A 21,030-nucleotide genomic window follows, 5' to 3' on the forward strand; every position below is an offset into this window, starting at 1 on the left:
TCCTCAAAAAGACTGTGAATAGGAAAAAAAACGAGAAAATTTTAGAAAAATGCCAAATTGGCAACCACGATCAAATTAATTCAGCTAAATTAAATTAGACAAGCAAACTAAAGGAAGTTGTTAAGCGGGTTACCAAATTAGCAAACGTCTCTAGTACAGATTGTCTAGCAAGTTCTCCAAGTTCTCATTAAAGATAGTCAAGCACTTTTTTTAATAGTTCACCAGCTATCTATTCGGTAAAAAATCTTAACAATTAGGCTATCACATTTGCTGCAATAGGAATAATTATGTATAGACTTTGTTAGTGACGTAGCCCCCCTAAGTAACAGGCAATGTCTATACATATTCCTGAGCGCTACAGCAGCAAATCATAGAGTGGGAGATTAAAGGCGATTGGTAATGCCTACTCCCACTCTATTTTTTGTAGGGTGAATTTTTCGCCTAATAAAAAATGCCAAATTGGCAACCACAATCAGATTAAGTCAGTTAAATTAAATTAGACAAGCAAATTCAAGAGAGTTTTTAAGCGGTTTACCAAATTAGCAACCATCTCTTGTACAGATTGTCTGGCAAGCGAGCATTAAAGACAGAAAGGCACTTTTTTTAAAACTGCGGAAGATTAATTCAGCAAACAACTATTAATAATAAGGCTTAACATTTGCTGCAATAGGAATAATAATTATGTATAGACTTTGTTGGTGATGTAGCCCCCCCTAAGTAACGGGCAGTGTCTATACATATTCCTGAGCGCTCCAGTAGCAAATGGTAGAGTGGGAGATAAATGGCGATTGATAATGCCTACTCCCGCTCTATTTTTTTCAGCGGAGAAAATTTTCGCGCTTCGTTGTTATTCCGCCCAGAAATGAAGTTCAGGGCTAATAGTTAAAGTCTACTAAAGTAGACTAAAAGTTTTTCTTCCTTTCAACTTTGCTAAGACTTATGCACCGGAGAAATTCACCCTCTTTTTAATTAGAAAACTACCTGTATGCTGCGTTCCCTAACGCACAAATCATAATTTTAAATCACACAAACCATACCCCATATTTACTATTTTCTGTCCGTTAAGTCCTAGCTTCGTTGTTATTTTGCCCAGAACTGAAGTTCAGGGCTAATAGTTAAAGTCTACTAAAGTAGACTGCAATTTTTTATGAGTATAAGTTTATATAAAAACCTAAAGAATTTGAGAAATGTTTTCTTCAGTCCACTTGAGTGGACTTTTGCTATTAGCCTAGAAATTCATTTCTAGGTGGGATGACAACGAAGCGAGATGTTTGTAAGTGGTTTAGGATGCGGTTTTACTGTGTCATCAGTGTAATTAAGGATACTTGACATTAATACTTCCAAGATAGGAGAATTGACGTATTAGTAAAACGTCCACCTTCATCATTAGATATTGGCAGCGGTTATGTCTGAAACTACAATCAGAACAGGTTCACAAGTTAGCCGAGAGCAAGTAGAAATAATTCTCAAAAAATTCTTGGATAATAACAATGGAAACTATAGGGTTTTAGCTCTGAAAGGAGCTTGGGGTGTTGGTAAAACCCATCTAGTACAGAATATTTTAGCTAAATACGAAAAAGAATTCCATTATTATGCTTCTGTTTTTGGTATTTCTTCTATTGAACAACTGAAATCACGAATATTAGCAAATTATAAGAATGATCTAAAAACTAATCATCAAGATTCTCAAATAAGAGCCGAAGGGATTATGAATTATGTAAAAAAGCCTATAGCTAATCTTTTTGAATGGTTCAATGGTAACTCTGGAAGAATCGAACGAACGCCAAGATTAGATTTAGCACTACCAGGACAAACTTCCATCCAAGTAGCAGGCTCATTAATTTCTGTAGCTGGAGACTTGGGACTAAATCTATTATTTAATGGAGTCAAAAATTCAATTATATGCATTGATGACCTTGAGAGAAAATCTAACCTTTCACTAGATGAAATACTCGGATTTGTTGAGTATTTAGTTCAGGAAATGAAATGCAGACTTATTATAATTTATAATGAAAAAACTCTAGACTGTACATCGAAAAAAGCTTTAAACCAATATCGAGAAAAAGTTATTGATATTGAAGTTGAACTCAATCCAACAGTAGAAGAAAACTTAGATTTTATATTTAAGGATAATCCTGATATAGAGGTCATCAAATCAGTATTTAAAAAAGCTGAAACAAATAATATTCGCGTTCTACGCAAAACTAAATGGTTTATCGATGAACTTATTCCCTTCATGTCAAATTGGGAGCCTAGTTTACGTGAGCAAATTATAAAAAATATCATTGTTATTTCTTTGTCTAAACTTGATACTAAATTTCCTGTAACTATTGATAAAATCAAGAATTTAGAAAACTCTTTATCTACAGATAATGTAACATATGAAGAGCTAATACAAATTTATTCAAAGTTTGGCTATAATAAACTGGAGATTAATGAGCAATTAATTCAGGTAGTTGAAACCTCATTGTTTAGTGAACAGGATTTTATTCAAAAAGGTAATAATCTTAATAAAACAGAAAAACATAACCAGATTATTAAAAAATTTGATAAGATTTTTGAACCATACTCTAGTTCATTTGGGGCTTCTGAGAAAGAAATTTCTGAGAGAATGATTAAATTTCTGGAACAATATCACCTTGATTTGCCTATCGACAAGTTTAAATCACTGGAGAATTTAGCATTAGCTGTTGAAGTCGATATTTATCACTACCAGAAGTTATCACTTAAAAATTTGATAAGTAGAGAAGAGCCAAATTTGTTGGAGTTGAAGAATCTTAGAGAGATAGTTATTATAAATTACCCTGAATTAGCAGATGAGTTAGAAAAAAGAATAGCAGAAATTGATGGAGAACAAGACATTACTACAGTCTTGTGTAAGATTATTGAAAATAAATATTGGTCTTCGTCTGAAGATATTCAACTTTTGAATAATTGTACTGTTGATGAATATTCTAAATGGCTTCAAGAAGATCATCCTGATTTATATACGATGGTTAGATGGTGTCTTAACATAAATAATGTTGCCTCTCAACGGTTAACAGAAGCTATTGTTAAACTTGGTAGAAAAAGTGATCTCAATAAAATGAGAGCTAAGTTCCTCTACAATATTAATATAGAAGATTATCCAGATATAAAAGATACTAATGATGAAAGCTGATTATTAAAATCACCCACAAGTGCAATATCTAAAGACGAAAAAGGTCAAAATTGAAAAACCGGCTGCTGCATAAAATACGCCGCTGATGCCGCCAAAACCGAAGACAATACCCATCAACAACGGACCTAAAGTTTGCCCTAATCCAAAAAATGTGCCATTAACTGATATTACCGTGGCTAAATATTCTCTGGGGGCTATGTCTGCTAACAGTGTTTGAATACTCGGAAACCCAATTCCTAAACCTATACCAAAAATTGTTGTGGGGATTAATAGAAACCAGAGACTTGGCATCAAGGGAACAATTAATAATGCTACAGCATACAAAATATAAGACGCACTAATTAAAGTTGTAGGGTGATATCTTCTGGCTAATCTGCCTAACTGAGAAGATGTAATTGTAATTGCTACAGAAACACTAGAAAGGATGATGCCAATTGTGGCTGGTGGCGCTTTGAAGATATCGTCAATTAGTTGTGGTAAATATGTGACGTGGGCACCATACAGCAAAGCGAAGTTAGCCGTACTGGCAATAAACAGCCCAAATAATTGCCGATTTTTGAGAACTTTTGCCGCGTTGCTCAAATATAGTTGAAGATTGCGATCGCCTTTTGGTTCCTCATTTTTGAGCGCAAACAACACCAGCAAGCCTACAGGAATCGCTACTAGAGGCATCATAAAGGGATAATTCCAGCCGAGTGTAGCCAATGCGCCGCCAATTAACGGATAAGTTGCTGTACCAACACTACTAACGCTGGAACTGTAACCCATTGCGGTAGTGCGTCTATCTCCTGTATATAAGTCGCCAATTAAGGTAATACTTAGCGACAATAATGAAGCTGCGCCGATTCCTTGCAGCAAGCGCAAAAATAATAATAAGTTAAAATCACGAGCAAAGGCGCAAGCTGTCCCCGCAATGCCAAATAAAAATAGTGAAGGAACGATAATTTTTTTTCTTCCCCATCTGTCGGCAAAGACACCAATAACAGGCCCTAAAACCAGAGATGGCAATGTAAAGGCTGTAATCAATAAACCCAAATTTTTGGGGTTGATATTCAAGGCTTTAGCTAAGTTAGGAAAAGCTGGAGTTACACTAGAGACTCCCATAACAGCAATTAGTGTAACTACACAAATAATTTGAAAATTAAGTTCTTGGTAAACTGGTTTGCGGCGCTCTAGCTGATTTTTATCTTCTGCTGAATTCATGAGTTTTTTTATCTGGATAAATTGCTGATAATCTGAAAATTTCATTAAACCACATATCAGTACAGATAAATATAGATATACACAGATAAATTATCTGTGCTCATCTGTGGTTTTAAATATGTATGCATTATCCAGAACTAAACCATTGTAGAGACGTTTCATGTAACGTCTCTACATTATTTTCCACTGCTATGTCTAATGACTAACCAGGAATATTGCCAGAAGTCAATTGATGGCTGTTTTAAGCAGCAACTTTTTCTTCAAGCAGTTTAAAAGTCTTTTTGCTAGCACCGCAAATTGGGCAATTCCAATCTTCGGGAATATCTTCAAAAGCTGTACCGGGTGCGATTCCGGAATCAGGATCGCCAGCAATAGGATCATAAATCATGCTGCATTGTCTGCAAATCCATTTACGAGTTGCGGGATCAACACCTGCGACTCTTGTTGCTGCTTCTTTACCGTTTAATTCTTCTAAGGCTTCGCTGTAGCGATCTGCGTGGTAATTTTCGATGAATTTGAGCAAGCCAAAACGGTGTGCTGCTTCGCGGAATGTGTTGGCGTGATCGGTAGATTCTTGAACTTGCTTGAGAAATTCTTCGGCTGCGGGATTGTCGCGATCGCTTTGAGCAGCGGCGGCAAACTCTGGATACATGGTAGTGTATTCGTAGGTTTCGCCTTCAATTGCTAAAGATAAGCAGCGAGAAACGATTTCCTTTTTTTGCTCTTCTGTTAAAGCTTCTGGATTTTCAACAGCTAATTCTGGATGTAGCAATTTGAAATGTGCAAAAGCGTGTTCGGTTTCTTGGTCGGCTGTTTCTTTAAAAAGTTTCGCCAAGTCTTTAAAACCTAGTTTACGCGCTACTTCTGCAAAAAATAAATATTTGCGATTTGCCATCGATTCACCACCGAAGGCTGATTCTAAGTTTTGGAGTGTAGTAAAGTTGGACAAATCCATAATTCGTGTTTTTGAACTGTTATTTGGTGGATCGAAACAGGTTTTACAACCAGGTTAATGAGCTTATTTCTCAATAATTTAGACACGCTGTATTAAACGTGTCTAAGCTCTAAGTTATTCGCCTGGTTTGTCAGCTAGTCTGGGACAATTATAAAACTTAAAACCTTTAAAAGGTTACTATAGCGGTTTGCAGTTAAGTCCAATACAGACCTAACCCCCAACCCCAACAACCTCTCCCTAGCCCTCTCCTCTTAGGAGAGGGGAAAGGAAAAACTTTTGTTGCTCTTAAGGGGAGCAAAGCTCAAAGCCTCTCCCCACCCCCCTAAAGTCCCCCCTACAGGGGGGACAACAACTGAGCCTCTCCTTTCAGGAGAGGTTTGGAGAGGTGGGGAGAGGAATGGAAGCGAGGTCAAAGTATATTGCATAGAAACGAGAATCGCTATAATTTATTTTCCGGAGTTGCTTCAAGCTGTCTGAAGTTATAAAAATGGGTAATCGGTGTATCCTGTGGTATCTGGAGCGTAGAATGCTTTGGGGTCTGGGGTATTGAATTGCTTGTCAAGTTGCAGAGGTTTTGGTAAATCAGGATTAGCAATAAACAGCTTGCCAAAAGATACTAAATCTGCATCATTGCTGGTGAGGATATTATCTGCTTTTGAGCGATCATAGCCACCATTAGTAATCAAAATACCTGTGAATATTTGGCGGAATAAGGGTGTGGTGGGGTTGATGACCTCGCGGGTTGCCAAATCGATTTCATTCGGTTCCATCAGGTGGAGATAGGCAAGTTCAAATGAGTTGAGGGATGCGATAGGTTACGCTACAACCACTTTTGAATTAATTATCAAAATCGACATTCCAGAGTTTGACAGTTTTGTCTCTACTTGCAGAAGCGAGAGTTTTACCATCTGCACTCCAAGCCACGCTCAAGACAATATCCTTATGTCCATTCAAGGTTTTGATAAATTTACCTGTGCTTGCATCCCAGAGTTTGATGGTATTGTCTGCACTACTAGAAGCAAGGGTTTTACCATCTGCACTCCAATCCACACTACCAACCGCATCGCTATGCCCAGTCAGGGTTGTGATTAATTCACCTGTGGTTATATTCCAAAGTTTGATGGTTCGGTCTGTACTTGCAGAAGCGAGGGTTTTGCTGTCCGGACTCCAAGCCAAACCATAAACGGTTCCTCTATGTCCATTGAGGGTTGTGATAAATTTACCCGTGGTTCCATTCCATAGTTTGATAGTGCTATCCCCACTCCCAGATGCAAGGGTTTTGCTGTCCGGACTCCAAACCACATTGTAAACCTCTGATGTATGCCCAGTCAGGGTTTTGATTATTTTACCTGTGTTTGCATCCCAGAGTCTGATGGTTTTGTCCCAACTCCCAGAAGCGAGTTTTTTGCCGTTCGGACTCCAAGTTACACTCCAGAACCCGTCGCTACCAGTCAGGGTTTTGAGTCGTTTTCCAGTAGTTACATTCCAGATAATTATTTCGTTCCCACTCACAGAAGCGAGAGTTTTGCTATCACGATTCCAAGCTACACCATATACCTGATAGCGATGATTTAGGGTTTTGATTAATTTACCCGTCGTTATATCCCAGAGTTTGATAGTACCGTCTGCACTACTAGAAGCGAGAGTTTTGCCATCTGCACTCACAGCTACACTAATAACTAAATCGCTGTGTCCTGTCAAGGTTCTCTGCTCTGGTTGCTGTGCATCTGCTGTCGTCATAATTTGATGATTTGTTCTTAATCCTTCACCTGGTTTGAGTTTTCCTGCTACTTTGAATGCAGAATGATCAGCATCACTGGTGCTCTGCGTTGGGGAGAGACTTATTTGTGCTGACACCGCGTTAGCGTTGGCGGAGCCTTTCGTATAGAAGCTATCCGCAGGAATCGCATCTGTTAGTTGTTTTGGTTTCGCAAGTCCTTGTGCTTGACAATTTGCTGTCACAGCCAGCACAACCAACCCAACTCCCGCAGCAATAGTTTTACAAGGGTTAGTTGCCTGAAAAAATCTTCGTAAATCCATAGTCATTATGTTTAAAGAAAAGTAATTATTTCTACTTTCTAAGTAGATCAATACCTTTGCCAATTTACGGGTATTGACATAGAGCAAACCTAAGATTTTAGGCGATCGCATTTCCTCCGATATTGGCAATTTCCGCCACTACTTCCTGTGCTTTGTTGGCGTTATTTGCATAGTTAACGACAACAGAAGCACCATTACCGGCTTATTTAAGAGCGATCGCGCGGCCGATACCACGGGAGGCACCAGTCACGATCGCCACTTTTGGGTCTAAAGCTGCCATAGATTGATCTGGTTTTGTCTGGGTGAACTATACACGAAGGTTAAATTTACAGTTTGCTGCTGTAAGGCACCTTGTCATCATGATCTAAATAGTGAGGCTTTTTGGATGGATTCAAGCGATCGCGAATTGTGCCAATGACGATATACAAAATTGGCACCACAAACAAACTCAAGAAAGTAGCGATCAACAGTCCGCCAAACACAGGAGTACCAAGGGATTGGCGACTTGCAGCCCCAGCACCTGAGGCAAATACTAAAGGAAAACTACCCAACAAAGTAGCAAAAGCAGTCATCAGAATTGGTCGTAACCGCTCTTGCGATGCTTGCACTACTGCTTTAGTAATTGGTAAACCCTGCTGTTCTCGCAATTGGTTAGCAAATTCGACAATCAAAATCGCATTTTTGCTCGCTAAACCAATCAGCATCACCAGACCGACCTGACAAAACACATCATTAGTCAGTCCCCGCAATGACTGCGATAACAGCGCCCCCATAATAGCTAGGGGAACTGACAGCATAATAATCAAGGGATCAACATAGTTTTCATACTGTGCAGCCAGCACCAGAAAAACGAAAATCAGTCCCAAGCCAAAAATCACCGGTGCTTGACCACCAGACTGTTGTTCTTCAGCAGTCAAACCCGACCATTCATAACCCATACTTACTGGTAAAATCTCTTTTGCCAATTTCTCCATTGCGGCGGTTGCTTGTCCAGAACTAAAGCCAGGAGCAGGAGAACCGTTAACTTCAATCGAGCGTAATAAGTTGTAGTGATTGATGGTTTGCGCTCCAGTCGTTGGCGTAACTTTAACTAGACTGCTCAGAGGAATCATCTGATTAGTCTGAGAACGGACATACAACTGACCGATATCTTCAGGGTTAGAGCGAAACTTAGCATCTGCTTGCACATATACGCGATAAGTCCGAGTGAGGAAATTAAAGTCGTTGACATATCGCGAACCCAAATTATTTTGTAGGGTTCTAAAGATATTATCTATTGGGACTTGCAGTGCTTTGGCTTTATTGCGATCTACTTCAATCAACATCTGGGGTGTATTAGCGGTAAAGGTGCTAAATACAGCTTGCAATCCTGGTGTTTGATTTCCACGCTGCATAATCTGCCCCATCACTTCCAGCATGGCGTTTAAGCCACTGGTACCGGATCTGTCTTGCAACTGAAATTGGAAGCCGCTAAAACTGCCTAAGCCGCGAATTGCTGGCGGATTTACCGGGAAAACTCTGGCTTCTGTAATTGTCGATAGCGATCCTCTCAATTTGCCAATGATTGCTTGTGCTGACTGACCTGGTGCTTGACGGTCGTCCCAGCCCTTGAGGGTGGTAAAAATTACGCCACTATTGGCGGTATTGCCACTAAAACTAAAGCCACCAATGGCGAAAGTACCTGTGACTTCTGGTAATTTCAGGATTTCTTTTTCTACCTGAGCCATGACTTTGCTGGTGTAGTTGAGGGAAACACCTTCTGGCCCTTGAATAATGGTGATGAAATAGCCTTGGTCTTCGTCGGGGAGAAACCCTGTAGGGACATTGAGATAAAGCCAGCCAGTCAGACCCAAAGAGATGATGAATAGAGTGATGACGATCGCTTTTATCTTGATGAGGAAATTTAGCGATCGCTCATATCCTCGCTGCATAGCATCGAGAAACCTGTTAATCTGACCAAACACCCAGCCAAATACACCCTTTGGTTTGGGTCTTTGACGCAGCAATAAAGCTGAGAGGGCAGGGGTGAGGGTGAGAGCGAGGAAGGTAGAAATGGCGATCGAAAATGCGATCGTTAGCGCAAATTGTTTATAAATTTGTCCTGTAGTGCCAGGAAAAAATGCCACCGGTACAAACACAGCCATCAGCACTAAAGAAGTGGCAATCACCGCCCCAAATAGCTCATGCATTGCCGCTGATGTTGCTTGACGCGGCCTCATCCCTTGATCTTGGATTAAGCGCGAGATATCTTCAACAACGATAATCGCATCATCGACTCCCATCCCCGTAGATAAAGTCAAACCAAATAAAGTCAAGGTGTTGATCGAAAACCCAAAAGCTTTCACAAAAGCAAAAGTACCAATCAACGCCAAAGGAATGGTAAGGACAGGAATCAGGGTTGTACGCCAGTCCTGTAAGAAAATAAAAATTACCAAGATGACCAGCCCAATTGACTCCATCAGGGTTCTGAGCACTTCCGCCAGAGACTCTTCCACAACCAGAGTTGTATCAAAAGCCACCTTATATTCCATCCCTGGCGGAAAGCTTTTTGACAGTAGTGCCATTTCTGCTTTCACAGCCTTAGCAACATCCAAGGCATTACTTCCAGGCGTACCAAATATCCCTACACCTACACCTTCATTGCCCTTAAATCGCAGGAACGAGCTATAATTTTGGGCACCCAATTCCGCCCGACCTACATCTTTCAGCTTAATCAAACTGCCATCAGCACCTGTTTTGAGAACTAAGTCATCAAACTCCGCAGGTTCTGTGAGCCTACTAACTGCCTTCAAGTCAATTTGATACATCTGACCATCAGCTGATGGCTGCTGTCCGATTTGCCCAACACCAACTTGTAAGTTTTGTTCATTGACTGCATTGATCACATCATCAGCAGTCAGGTTGCGGCTAGCAAGTTTATTAGGGTCAAGCCATAAACGCATAGCATAGCGACGTTCACCAAAAATCCGCGCCTCGCTCACACCTTTGATTCTTTTAAGGGAATCTGTCATGTAAAGGTCGGCGTAGTTGCTCAAAAAGACGTTGTCGAATTCTTTATTCTCACTGTACAGACCGATCGCCAAGAGAATGTTGTTAGATTGCTTACTAACAGTGACACCAGTTTGCTTCACTGTATCTGGCAACTGCGCTTCAGCTATAGACACGCGGTTTTGAACATCAACCGCGGCAATATCTTTGTTCTTCGATGCGTCAAATGTAACTGTAATCGTACTGCTGCCATCATTACTGCTGCTCGAAGTCATGTATTTTATGCCTTCGACACCGTTAATCTGGCGCTCTAAGATAGTTGTAATCGTATTTTCGACAACTTCAGCACTAGCGCCGGGGTAGTTAGCATTAACAATAATTTGCGTCGGGCTGATTTCTGGATACTGTTCTGTAGGCAGTGTGGGAATACTAATGACTCCTACCAGCAAAATGACGATAGCGCAGACACTCGTAAATACAGGTCGCCTAATAAAGAAATCAACAAACATGGGGATTGGGTAATGGCTAATGGGTAATGGGTAATAGCTAATGGGTGATGGGGAATGGCTAAGGTCTAATGGCTAATGGGAATAAAACAATTACCAATTACCACTTACCCATTACCCATTACCCATTACTCAGGAACTATCGGCACGCCATCTCTGAGATTCAGCAGCCCTGAGACAATAATTTTCTCGTCTGGCTGTAATCCTTCGATAACTTGGTAATTATTACCTGTGATCCCACCTAATTTCACCCGCTTTTGCCGCGCCACAAGTTGAGAAACACCTTGAGGAGATTTTTCTGTTTGCGTTACATAGGCAAAAGTTTCCCCAGCTATGCGAGACACTGCTGTTGTGGGAATTAAAGCTCCAGAACGCTGACTCCAAATCACTCTAGCCTTCACCAATTGATCAGCCCGCAACTCACCTTGAGAATTGTTATAGAGTGCTTTGAGCAATATTGATTGTGTACCATCGGCAACGTTAGGAGAAATGAAAGATACTTCACTCGTACCCAGCCTCTTACCTTGAGCGTTGATCACTTCAACCGGTAATCCCTTACGCAATTGGGGGCCCCGCTCCAGCGGTACAGAGATATTGACTTCTAAAGGTCTATTTTGAGTAACAGTAGCTAATTTTGTGGCATTATTCACGAAATCACCTACTTTGACCGGGATATCGGCGACTGTGCCACTAAAGGGAGCCGTAATTTTGTAGTACTGGAGCTGGACTTGTTGTTCCCTACTATTGGCATCCGCTTGCTGCAAGGATCTTTCTACCTGGGATATAGTAGCTTTCTGTGCTTGAATCTTGGCATCAATTGCACCGAGATTAGCCCTAGCTGTAGCCAGCCTGTTAGCATACTGATCCTTAGTTTGTCGAGATACAGCTCCTTGGTCAGCCAGGTCAGAATACCTTTTGTAGTCCTGCTGGTTCAATTGGACATCAGCAACGTTAGATAGCCGATCAGCTTGCAGAGATTTTAATGTAGCGCGGGCATTCTCTAGTTGCGCTACAGCCGCCTGACCAGCAGCATTGATCCCACTGACCGCTGCTTGTTGCTGTCTAGAGTCGATTTGGATAATTGCTGATCCTAATCCGACTGTATCTCCTGACCTAACAAATATTTGGCTGACTTGACCCTCAATTCTTGGCTTGAGTTCGACCGAACGCCGGGACTCTAGCTTGGCAATGAACTCTGAACTATCCTCAATTGTGCCTGTTTCCACTGTCGATAGTTTTACTCTGACTCCTGGCGGTTGAGCATTTACAGCGGCTGAATTACTAGGAGTGAGCAAACGCCAAGCTATACCTGCTCCCCCCCCGACTAATAGTAGTGCTGCTAACAATAACCAAAGCCACCGCCGTGATTGGGGAGGTGGCTCAAATAAGGGCTGTGGAAGATCGTTGCCAAAATCCGTGTGCGGTTCAGGGGATGTCATAGCTTACTAAGAACCTAATGAATAATTTTACTAAAACTCAATCGAGATTTTATCTGTTGATAATTAAATTACTAATTAAGTATGAGACATTAGAGCAAATTTTGTGTTAGCTAATATAAATATACTACTTTTATGGGTCTTGAAAATCTATCAAAAGGTGAATGATATTTAGCAAGCTGCCGAAAGTTTTCGCTGCTCCTTAAAGAAGTCGATAGACAAAACACCAGAACCGATGAGTTGCGCCTGGAAAATAGTAACCTTGAGACACTGAAAATATTGACCATGAAAGACTTATATCATTATTTCACAACTTAAATCTAACCGCCATATCAAGCCCATGTGACTGTTCTTTGTTCAGTGCCTAAAGCCAAAATTGCACGATTCAACAACGATTTAGTCCGGCTATAAAACCAAGTTTACAGATAAAAATATCCAAATTTATATTCATTTTTTGCTGAAAATGTTTTAATATTGCTACTTTCGAGAAATATGTATATATAGTATATAATATGACGTCCTCGAAGATTCGATACAGGGGAGACTTTGTCTTCAGTTGACCGATTTTCCTAAATTTTGAGGCAATGCTTCCAATGATCTGCCGGCATAGCGATTGCCTCAGACAGGAGCGCTCCCTCGACCTGCCTCCGGTGGGTACACCGTGCCATTACACACAGTACCCAGTCTCCAGAGATGGCATTTTACAGACAGGTTGATAGCATTTGTTCAAAGACTTTGGAAAGAGCAGTTTGAAAACGCTGTCGGTGCTTGAGCTTGAAAAAGGGTCGAAATATTTCTGCGTTCACTCCAGTTCCTTCTCTGTTATCAATAACTTGAATCGTTTGCAGAGTTCCCAGCCGTAGTTCTTTTTTGACCATCAACTCAGAAATTCCCGTTGCACCGACACCGCTTTCCACAGCTGCCTTTGCCATCTCTCCACTGTTGAACACTAAAATTACATTTAATTCGCCAAGATTGATGCCCCAATTTAGCAAGGCTTCCTCAAATCTTTGCTGTGTTCCCGAGCCAGACTCTCGCATCACCCAAGGGGTTTGAGTCAGTTCTGTGAGGTAAATTTTTTGCTGTTCAAACCAAGGGTGAGTTTGGCCAACCACAACTTGTAAGCGATCGCTCCCCACAATTTCATACTCCAGAGTATTCCGTAACGCAGGTTTCACCTCTCCTTCCACCAAACCCAAATCAAATTCTCCCGTCGCTGTACCTAGACATATCTCTTCTGTATTGGCAAGAGTACAGTTAATCTGAATCCCTGGATATTGGCTTTTAAACTTACTAATCTTGCTGGGAAGCCAGTAATTACCAATCGTCAGACTCGAACCTAATTTCAATTCACCCCGTTGCAGATTGTTCAATTCTCGCAATCCCCGTTCTGTCAAGGTGACTTGGTCGAGAATTTTCTGTGCTTCTACTTGTAGTAACTTACCCGCCTCAGCAATCTCAATATGGCGACCAATCCGATGGAACAACTTGACACCGTATTCCTGCTCAAGGCTGTGGATCGCCGCACTGACCGCAGGTTGAGTAATATAAAGCTCCTCTGCCGCACGGGTAAAGTGTAAGTGTTCTGCCACAGCTATAAAGATGCGTAGCTGATCTAGCGTCATTCCTGCCATTTTGCACTATCCCTCAAACTTTGGTCACATTTTCATCACTTCTGTTTATCATTTTGACAAATAAAAGCATTTGATTCTATCGGTTAAGAAGATTACAGTATAAATCAAGCCTTTGGTACTGGGCTAAACAAGTTAAGGCAAACTTCGCTTCCAGTCAGAACTGAGAAGGACAAAACTCAATCATTGTGAGCAACGATCATGAATTGGTTAATTAGTACATCAGTTATTGGCATTTCCGCTGCTTTTGCCACCACCTTTGACGACAATTTATACTTGACCGCCTTTTTCGGAAAAGTTAATCGCACCTTTCGTCCCAAGCATATTGTTCTTGGTGAATTTCTGGGATTCACGGCATTAGTGTGTGCTAGTCTCCCTGGTTTCTTCGGCGGACAAATCCTTCCAGAAGCCTGGATTGGATTACTAGGCTTTCTTCCAATCACTATTGGTATCAGTCATCTAGTGAAACGGGAAGTGGAAGAAGAGGCAGTACAAGCTGTATCAATTAACTTACCCTCTCATGGCAAAACTCAGCATCACAATAAATCACTCTGGGGCACTCTACGTGATCCTCAAACCTACCGCGTTTCCGCAGTGACGATTGCCAATGGAGGAAACAACATTGGGATTTACGTGCCGTTGTTTGCCAGTAGCAATCTCCCAAGTTTGGGTGTAATTTTGTCTGTTTGCTACGCGACTATTGGGTTATGGTGCTTCCTCTCTTACAACATGACGCGCAATCCTCTTATGGCTCCCCTTCTAGCTCGCTATGGTCGAAAAATCTGCCCGGTTGTGTTGATTTACTTAGGATTTTCCATCCTGATTAAAAGTGGAAGTTTTCAACTTTTACCCGGTTTGAGCAATGCTTTTTAAGCAGTAAAGCCGCTGATTGCACTATTGTTAAAAATTATTGGCGAAATGTAAAGCACTATTTTCAATTACAGATTCTTTTACCTCTTGATTACCGACATATAATCAAGCATCACAATCAAAAAGGGATTTCACAAATGAGCGAGTTAATAACTGCAATTACCACTGGAATAACGGCTTTTAGTGCCACTAATATCGATGATATTGTTATTTTGACTTTACTTTATTCACAAATAAATCAAACCTTCCGCTCTCGTCATATCTTCGCAGGTCAGTATTTAGGGTTTGGTTTATTAGTAATTGCCAGTCTTCCTGGTTTCTTTGGTGGACTAATTGTTCCGCAGTCTTGGATTCGACTACTAGGCTTGATGCCAATCATTATTGGTTTCAGCAGTTTACTCAAACATGAAGAAGATTCATTACAGGAATTGTCAGTCGAAAGCGACCCATCTTACCCCTCTGCAATTGCCAGCATTCTTTCTCCCCAGACATGCAATGTAGCAGCTATTGCCTTTGCTAATGGCAGCGACAATATTAGTATATATGTGCCGTTATTTGCCAATACGGAATTAGAGAATTTATTAGTGATTATCGGTGTATTCTTTACGCTTGTAGGAGTGTGGTGCTATGCCGCTTATAAAATAACTAAGCTACCCACTATCGCGCAAGTCTTAACTGACTACGGCAATACTTTTGTTCCTTTCATTTTGATTGGATTGGGCGTATTTATAATTATGGAAAATGTTATGTTCACTGTTTTAGCTGTCGCAGCTAGTTATTTATTCTCAGTTATCTTAGGTATGAAGAATCAGCTAGCACTGAATAGTAAAGCTAATTAAGCATCTAATAGAAGTTGCCTCACCAATTTACTACCAAGATTGATTTTTCAAATTCAACCTAGAGCATTCATCAACAGGAGTCACATCATGAAAATTTGGAAATCTCTGTTAATCGTCTCAATGATTTTGGTAAATTTCGCCTTTGCTCAACCATCCTTGGCTGAAAGACCAAAATTCACCAGTAATCCTGACTATATAGAAGTCACTCAAGCACTTAATGAACTTAAACAATCAACAGCAGCACAACTAGAAACAGAGGGTTCTATCCCACCAGAAACTCAAAAGAAAATCGATGAGTTAGCCTTTCAACAATACGCTTTAGAGTCGGGAACTTATTGGGGCCAGTGCCGTAATGAAACAGGTAAAACCCTTGCTGTCTATGGTAAAAGATCCAAAAACGAAGACAACAAAAACAATGTATACGACAATGGGCTATATTTTCTAGCGGATGGTCAGACTACTAAAAGAAAATGGGACTGTGATGGATTTTATCTGCCGAATGATGCCAAAATTATAGGCTTAAGCCCTGATGGACAAGCTCAAGAATTTCTCGGACCGGTTGCTGTGAAAATAGCTGATGGTAGTCAGTTGGTAATTAAGACTAATCCGGAGACTGCGGTAATAGAAATTAACGTTCCTAATGCTCAAGTTGTCAAAACTGATGCAGTTAATTGGTTTATCCCCAATGTATCCCAAGCTCTCATAGATACAAGACTGCCTAATGCTCCCAGCAAAAAGTCTTGAATTTAACTCATAGTTGCATTTTCAACACTCTTTTTAAATTGACATAGAGCATCAGCCAAAATTAGAGAAATGATACCACAAGCATTGGTGTAAAAGCTCTCTAAGTTTGGTTGATTTTTTATGGCCAGTAATTTAAGGCTTGTTTTATTCCAATATCTGCATTAAAATGAATCTTGAAAAAAGGCACAAGCATAACAGGTATATTTGGGTAGTGCGCTCATCGCACTGGATGCAAATCGTCTGGAAGCTAATTGGCGATTTTCTGAGAATTTTAGTTAAAGTAACGTCTTTGGGAATCAGGGTGTTATCAATGCAATTAAAGTCCAAACCCATAGAAGAAACAAATAAAAAGAAGCCTGGAAGGCAGAATCCGTCACGAGTTCGGGATCACTTGGCAAATGAGCGTACCTATCTCGCTTGGATGCGGACTGCGATCGCGCTTTTGGGTTTTGGTGTCGTCATCGTCCGGTTGCGTGCCTTCCAAGTACCCCTGATAGCCAATCCTGGTAACGGTTGGAAGTTAGGCTTAGTCTTCTCTCTGGTGGGTTTGCTCACGGTTTGGCTCTCTACAGCGCACTATTTTTCTGTCCGCCGCGATATTGAAGAAGATACTTATGAACCCACAGACCGCTGGATACTTCTGTTTAGTATAGCGATTATGATTCTCGGTGCTGGGGTAGTTTATTTTGTCTTTACCACCCCGTTAAACCCCTTGAGTCCGATGATAGCTGAATGAATTTTGTCTACCTGCTGACAGGTGTATTCACAAACAGCAGCTGTTAGATAGTAAGAAACAACCAGAAAATAAACAGGTTGGGCTATGCCACAGAGAAAGACGCGGCTTGACATCCTCCCACCGCTAATCAGTCCTTTCCTGATATAGCGGGGGATTCCAAAGATCGCTCTTTGGGCTTCCTCTTTCCACGACTCGGCTTACTTGGAGGAGTTTCCCCACCCAGGCAGAGGTCGATATCTCCAGAGGCGTTAGTTCCGACATGACCTGCCGTACTCAATCCTTTTTCTAATATGTTTCGTGCTGCATTATGGTCGCGGTCTTGAGTATGCCCACAGTGAGGGCAAACATGAGTTCTGGACGAGAGAGATTTTTTGACAATCTCACCACAATTAGAGCAATTTTGGCTAGTGAAATTGGGAGGTACAGCAACCGTGACTACACCAAACACCTTACCGAAATACTCAACCCATTCACGAAACAGCGACCATGACACATCACTAATTGACTTAGCCAAGTGATGATTCTTGATCAAATTCTGCACCATCAAATCCTCATACGCCACAAGGTCGTTAGACCTTACCACGCACCTTGCCGTTTTAATAGCAAAGTCTTTACGCTGACGACTTACTTTGAGGTGTTTACGAGCAAGTTTATTTCTAAACTTAATTCTGTTTTTAGAACCCTTTTTAGTTTTAGACATTCGGCGTTGCAACCGCTTCAAAGACTTCTCACTTTTGCGAAGATGTCTAGGGTTGGCAACAGTTTCCCCATTACTATCTGTATAGAAGTGGTTTAATCCCACATCAATACCAATAGTTTTTCCCGTTGGTTCTCGCTTTTCTACTCGTTCATGGTCGATGCAAAACTGGCAATAATAGCCATCAGCACGACGCACAACCCGCACTCTCTTAAACTGTTTGAGTTGGTAAAAATGTAGGTCACGAGTTCCCCAAAGCTTGAAGGTTCCTGCCTTAAATCCATCGGAGAAAGTGATGTATTTGCGGTCAACAGAAAGCTTCCACCCACAGGTTTTGTACTCAACAGAGCCGTGTGTTTGTTCTTTCTTGAATTGTGGATAACCCTTTTTACCCCGTTTGTTTTTCTGACAGTTATCAAAGAAGCGAGCAATCGCAGACCAAGCTCTTTCCGCAGAAGCTTGCCTGGCCATGGAGTTCAACTTGGATACCCAAGGAAACTTGTGATTAGCAGCGAGCACTGCACAGAATTTACTCAGGTCGTATCGACCAATACCTTTGTTATCCATCCAGTATCGAAGGCTGGCATTGCGAACAAAACGAGCGGTTCTAATCGCTTCATTCAGCGACTGATACTGCTCGTTGGTTCCCTCAAGTTTGGCCTCAAATACCAGCATATTTACGTCAAACACACTAAGATAAATTATATCACGGAGTTAGGTAACTTCTTGCTTACTAGTGTGGCGATCGCAGGTACTGTTGCTATAGGTACTGGGCTACAAAACAATGCTGCCACTATGACAACACCCCTAGCAACTATGCCTATTTTCTCCACCACGGTTGCGAAATCTGTATTAAAATAAACGTTAATTACAAACAGATAAAAAATTAACTCGTGAAAAATATTAATCTTAGAGATATTGTTAGAGCTAACCTAACAAGTAATTTGACGGAAGAATTTCTATTTAACTTTTTGGAATTGGATGGTAATAAGGCAGCACTGAATTTAACTAATCCTGCTCAAGACGACTTAGTACGTTATGAAGCACTTTTACGAATAACGAATGCTGCTCATAATTCAAATTTACTCGTCCTTAGTGGTTCTAAAAATGCATCACTTCAGGTTATGCAATCTTTTCTTGAACAGCATTTGGGAGTGAAAGCAAAAAATTCTTCATTAACATATAATCCTAGTAATAAAAATATTACTATTTACTTTGAAGGTTATCAAGCTAAAAGTTGGAGAAATTGTCAGTATAACTATACCTGGATATTAGCCTCCTCCCAGAGTAACATTTTAGCTAACATTTCTAATGTTAATAGTCAAGTCACTGTTATTTTAGCGGGTGAGCAAGAGCCGGAGCAATTAACTAAATTTAATATTCTTCAAGAACAGACTTTAGTTTACGAGGGACAAGGAAATTTGAAATCATATCGTAGTAGAGGTAATAGCATTTAATTGAAGTTCAGCCGGGATGCGCGCAAAATAGGACACGTTATAAATAAATATTAAAGAGCGTGTTTTATTGCTTTACTAACTTGCTCATATAATGATATTGGGACAATCGAAAATTTGTACGGGGAAATCAACTCCTCACTCCTCTCAGTGGCTCAAGCTTGCCCATAAATAATCATTTTTGGTTTAAAGTGCGGAATGTAGGTTTTTTCTGTACCTGAACCAATTGCAAACCGCTATAAAAAATAACCCTTCCCCGAAAGTAGGAAAGGGTTAAGTTAATTAAGTAATTAACCAAACTTAATATCAACCCAAATCAAAAAGCAAGATTTCCGCGCTGGTATTGGTGCTAATTTCTAGTTTTTCTTCCCCGTTGATTTGCACCCCATCGCCGGCTCTGAGTTCTTCACCATTTAAGTTTGCTGTACCTTGAGCTATTTGTAACCAAGCATAGCGATGAGGTGGGACGTGATAATTAACAACATCACCTGATTCTAAAAGAGATGCATATAAATCAACATCTTGGTGAATAGTTACAGCACCATCACGTCCATCTTTAGCAGCGATTAAGCGGAGTTTTCCCCGCTTTTCTTCTGGGGTAAAAGCCTTTTGTTCATACCTTGGTGTGATTCCTTGCTTGTCAGGAAGAATCCAGATTTGCAGCAAGTGCAGTGGTTCTGTTGGTGAGGGGTTAAATTCGCTATGCTGAATACCAGTACCCGCACTCATGATTTGTGCATCCCCAGGACGAATCACTGAACCTGTACCCAAACTGTCTTTATGCTCTACTGCACCTGATAAAACATAAGTGAGAATTTCCATGTCTCGATGTCCGTGGGTAGGAAATCCAGCACCGGGAGCAATGCGATCGTCGTTAATCACCCGCAGAGAGCGAAATCCCATGCGGTTGGGATCATAAAAGCTGCTAAAGGAAAATGTGTGGTAACTATCGAGCCAGTCTATCTGAGCATGACCACGATTATTTCTATCATGAATTAAGTGTGTTTTTGTAGTTTGTTGAGACATAGGAAATTAAAGATTAAACTTGGTTTTGAACTATTTATATAGTAAGGTATGATACTTATAAATGAAAAGTACGCACTTTAAAGTGACGTACTTACCAAAAAGATACTACTAGATTAGAGACAGTTTATTTACTTTAAGATTACTTATCTCACTGCGGCTGTTTTTTGAGTTTTAGTAGTAGTGGCTGCGCCATTATCTGCCTTTGCTGGGGATGCTTGCAGATGAGCTTCTAGGAACCAGAGTCGTTTGTCTATGGTGCGAGAAATTTCGGTGTAAATATCAGCGGTGTCAGCGTCGCCTAAGTCGTTGGTTTTGGCGATCGCATCTCTGATATGTTTGGCATAGGGTGCAAAACGGTCTGCTAAGGCTGTGACGTGCTCTTTGCCATCTATAGCCTCAAAGGGAAATTCTGGTAGAATCGAGTTACTAGCGGCGATGCGGGCTGTTCCTAAAGCGTAGCCACCCAAGGCGGTAATGCGTTCGGCTACCAAATCAACGTATTCTTCCAATTCACCGGCAAGTTCGTCAAATAATTCGTGCAACTGATAGAAATCTGTGCCTTTCACATTCCAGTGTGCTTGCTTTGTCTGAGTTTTTAGATCCAAAGTTGCTGCCAATGTTTGGTTAAGAATTGACACGACTTGGACTCGCACATCGGTGGGAATATCAATCCGGGTGGAAAACAACCGTGATGAAAGTTTGTGATCGCTCATGTTTCAACCTTAAGCCATTTACTCCTTAACTG

The 21,030-nt window shown here is 40.9% G+C and carries 17 protein-coding genes and 1 pseudogene; 7 read left to right on the forward strand and 11 right to left on the reverse strand.

Features of this window, described 5'->3' with window-relative positions; translation table 11 throughout:
• Positions 1-1,405: 1,405 nt before the first annotated feature.
• Positions 1,406-3,160 (forward strand): KAP family P-loop domain protein, encoded by a 1,755-nt coding sequence (locus CYLST_RS26300; protein WP_015210776.1) that lies wholly within the window; start codon positions 1,406-1,408, stop codon positions 3,158-3,160.
• Between the two features lie 9 nt (positions 3,161-3,169).
• On the opposite strand, the gene CYLST_RS26305 is transcribed toward CYLST_RS26300, so the two are convergent.
• From CYLST_RS26305 to CYLST_RS26335, 8 genes and pseudogenes are all read right to left on the reverse strand, one after another.
• Positions 3,170-4,363 (reverse strand): MFS transporter, encoded by a 1,194-nt coding sequence (locus tag CYLST_RS26305; RefSeq protein WP_041233923.1) that lies wholly within the window; start codon positions 4,361-4,363, stop codon positions 3,170-3,172.
• Positions 4,364-4,604: 241 nt separating this feature from the next.
• On the reverse strand, positions 4,605-5,318 hold the full coding sequence (locus tag CYLST_RS26310; RefSeq protein WP_015210778.1) for a rubrerythrin family protein: 714 nt from the start codon (positions 5,316-5,318) through the stop codon (positions 4,605-4,607).
• 479 nt (positions 5,319-5,797) lie between these two features.
• A complete protein-coding gene (locus tag CYLST_RS32525) occupies positions 5,798-6,130 on the reverse strand; it encodes an oxidoreductase (protein WP_281172835.1) in 333 nt (110 codons plus the stop codon).
• A gap of 25 nt (positions 6,131-6,155) precedes the next feature.
• A complete protein-coding gene (locus CYLST_RS32530) occupies positions 6,156-7,487 on the reverse strand; it encodes a WD40 repeat domain-containing protein (protein ID WP_245587437.1) in 1,332 nt (443 codons plus the stop codon).
• Positions 7,459-7,638: pseudogene (locus CYLST_RS36145) on the reverse strand (SDR family NAD(P)-dependent oxidoreductase); the annotation flags it as partial. The gene CYLST_RS32530 and the pseudogene CYLST_RS36145, both read right to left, overlap by 29 nt.
• A 46-nt stretch (positions 7,639-7,684) precedes the next feature.
• The gene (locus tag CYLST_RS26325) at positions 7,685-10,855 is read right to left on the reverse strand and encodes an efflux RND transporter permease subunit (protein WP_015210780.1); all 3,171 of its coding nucleotides are present in this window, start codon (positions 10,853-10,855) and stop codon (positions 7,685-7,687) included.
• A 125-nt stretch (positions 10,856-10,980) separates the two neighbouring features.
• The gene (locus tag CYLST_RS26330) at positions 10,981-12,291 is read right to left on the reverse strand and encodes an efflux RND transporter periplasmic adaptor subunit (protein ID WP_015210781.1); all 1,311 of its coding nucleotides are present in this window, start codon (positions 12,289-12,291) and stop codon (positions 10,981-10,983) included.
• Between the two features lie 698 nt (positions 12,292-12,989).
• Positions 12,990-13,922: a LysR substrate-binding domain-containing protein gene (locus CYLST_RS26335; RefSeq protein WP_015210782.1), complete on the reverse strand. Its 933-nt coding sequence runs from the start codon at positions 13,920-13,922 to the stop codon at positions 12,990-12,992.
• Positions 13,923-14,120: 198 nt separating this feature from the next.
• On the opposite strand from CYLST_RS26335, the gene CYLST_RS26340 reads away from it, so the two are divergent.
• From CYLST_RS26340 to CYLST_RS26355, 4 genes are all read left to right on the forward strand, one after another.
• Positions 14,121-14,792 carry a cadmium resistance transporter gene (locus CYLST_RS26340; protein WP_015210783.1) on the forward strand — a complete coding sequence of 224 codons (672 nt, stop codon included), beginning with the start codon at positions 14,121-14,123 and terminating at the stop codon, positions 14,790-14,792.
• A 134-nt stretch (positions 14,793-14,926) separates the two neighbouring features.
• Complete coding sequence (locus CYLST_RS26345) at positions 14,927-15,628, forward strand: cadmium resistance transporter (RefSeq protein ID WP_015210784.1); 702 nt, start codon at positions 14,927-14,929, stop codon at positions 15,626-15,628.
• 87 nt (positions 15,629-15,715) lie between these two features.
• Positions 15,716-16,372 carry a hypothetical protein gene (locus tag CYLST_RS26350; RefSeq protein WP_015210785.1) on the forward strand — a complete coding sequence of 219 codons (657 nt, stop codon included), beginning with the start codon at positions 15,716-15,718 and terminating at the stop codon, positions 16,370-16,372.
• Positions 16,373-16,538: 166 nt separating this feature from the next.
• Complete coding sequence (locus tag CYLST_RS26355) at positions 16,539-17,108, forward strand: YidH family protein (protein ID WP_015210786.1); 570 nt, start codon at positions 16,539-16,541, stop codon at positions 17,106-17,108.
• 127 nt (positions 17,109-17,235) lie between these two features.
• Here the strand turns inward: CYLST_RS26355 and CYLST_RS26360 are convergent, their stop codons facing one another.
• The gene (locus CYLST_RS26360) at positions 17,236-18,480 is read right to left on the reverse strand and encodes an RNA-guided endonuclease InsQ/TnpB family protein (protein ID WP_015210787.1); all 1,245 of its coding nucleotides are present in this window, start codon (positions 18,478-18,480) and stop codon (positions 17,236-17,238) included.
• A gap of 51 nt (positions 18,481-18,531) precedes the next feature.
• Here CYLST_RS26360 and CYLST_RS36425 point away from each other — a divergent pair, with 51 nt between their 5' ends.
• Both CYLST_RS36425 and CYLST_RS26365 read left to right on the forward strand, forming a co-directional pair.
• The gene (locus CYLST_RS36425) at positions 18,532-18,666 is read left to right on the forward strand and encodes a hypothetical protein (RefSeq protein ID WP_281172798.1); all 135 of its coding nucleotides are present in this window, start codon (positions 18,532-18,534) and stop codon (positions 18,664-18,666) included.
• Positions 18,667-18,698: 32 nt separating this feature from the next.
• On the forward strand, positions 18,699-19,262 hold the full coding sequence (locus CYLST_RS26365) for a hypothetical protein (RefSeq protein ID WP_015210788.1): 564 nt from the start codon (positions 18,699-18,701) through the stop codon (positions 19,260-19,262).
• 303 nt (positions 19,263-19,565) lie between these two features.
• On the opposite strand, the gene CYLST_RS26370 is transcribed toward CYLST_RS26365, so the two are convergent.
• Positions 19,566-20,285: a pirin family protein gene (locus CYLST_RS26370; protein ID WP_015210789.1), complete on the reverse strand. Its 720-nt coding sequence runs from the start codon at positions 20,283-20,285 to the stop codon at positions 19,566-19,568.
• A gap of 143 nt (positions 20,286-20,428) precedes the next feature.
• The gene (gene dps, locus CYLST_RS26375; RefSeq protein WP_015210790.1) at positions 20,429-20,998 is read right to left on the reverse strand and encodes a DNA starvation/stationary phase protection protein Dps; all 570 of its coding nucleotides are present in this window, start codon (positions 20,996-20,998) and stop codon (positions 20,429-20,431) included.
• Positions 20,999-21,030: the final 32 nt, after the last annotated feature.

The sequence above is a fragment of the Cylindrospermum stagnale PCC 7417 genome (assembly GCF_000317535.1).
Lineage (GTDB): Bacteria > Cyanobacteriota > Cyanobacteriia > Cyanobacteriales > Nostocaceae > Cylindrospermum > Cylindrospermum stagnale.

Bases quoted from the DNA above. Each gene is read 5' to 3' on its own strand.
- CYLST_RS26300 (WP_015210776.1), top strand. From the start codon at position 1,406: ATGTCTGAAACTACAATCAGAACAGGTTCACAAGTTAGCCGAGAGCAA.
- CYLST_RS26305 (WP_041233923.1), bottom strand. From the start codon at position 4,363: ATGAATTCAGCAGAAGATAAAAATCAGCTAGAGCGCCGCAAACCAGTT.
- CYLST_RS26310 (WP_015210778.1), bottom strand. From the start codon at position 5,318: ATGGATTTGTCCAACTTTACTACACTCCAAAACTTAGAATCAGCCTTC.
- CYLST_RS26325 (WP_015210780.1), bottom strand. From the start codon at position 10,855: ATGTTTGTTGATTTCTTTATTAGGCGACCTGTATTTACGAGTGTCTGC.
- CYLST_RS26330 (WP_015210781.1), bottom strand. From the start codon at position 12,291: ATGACATCCCCTGAACCGCACACGGATTTTGGCAACGATCTTCCACAG.
- CYLST_RS26335 (WP_015210782.1), bottom strand. From the start codon at position 13,922: ATGGCAGGAATGACGCTAGATCAGCTACGCATCTTTATAGCTGTGGCA.
- CYLST_RS26340 (WP_015210783.1), top strand. From the start codon at position 14,121: ATGAATTGGTTAATTAGTACATCAGTTATTGGCATTTCCGCTGCTTTT.
- CYLST_RS26345 (WP_015210784.1), top strand. From the start codon at position 14,927: ATGAGCGAGTTAATAACTGCAATTACCACTGGAATAACGGCTTTTAGT.
- CYLST_RS26350 (WP_015210785.1), top strand. From the start codon at position 15,716: ATGAAAATTTGGAAATCTCTGTTAATCGTCTCAATGATTTTGGTAAAT.
- CYLST_RS26355 (WP_015210786.1), top strand. From the start codon at position 16,539: ATGAATCTTGAAAAAAGGCACAAGCATAACAGGTATATTTGGGTAGTG.
- CYLST_RS26360 (WP_015210787.1), bottom strand. From the start codon at position 18,480: ATGCTGGTATTTGAGGCCAAACTTGAGGGAACCAACGAGCAGTATCAG.
- CYLST_RS26370 (WP_015210789.1), bottom strand. From the start codon at position 20,285: ATGTCTCAACAAACTACAAAAACACACTTAATTCATGATAGAAATAAT.
- dps (WP_015210790.1), bottom strand. From the start codon at position 20,998: ATGAGCGATCACAAACTTTCATCACGGTTGTTTTCCACCCGGATTGAT.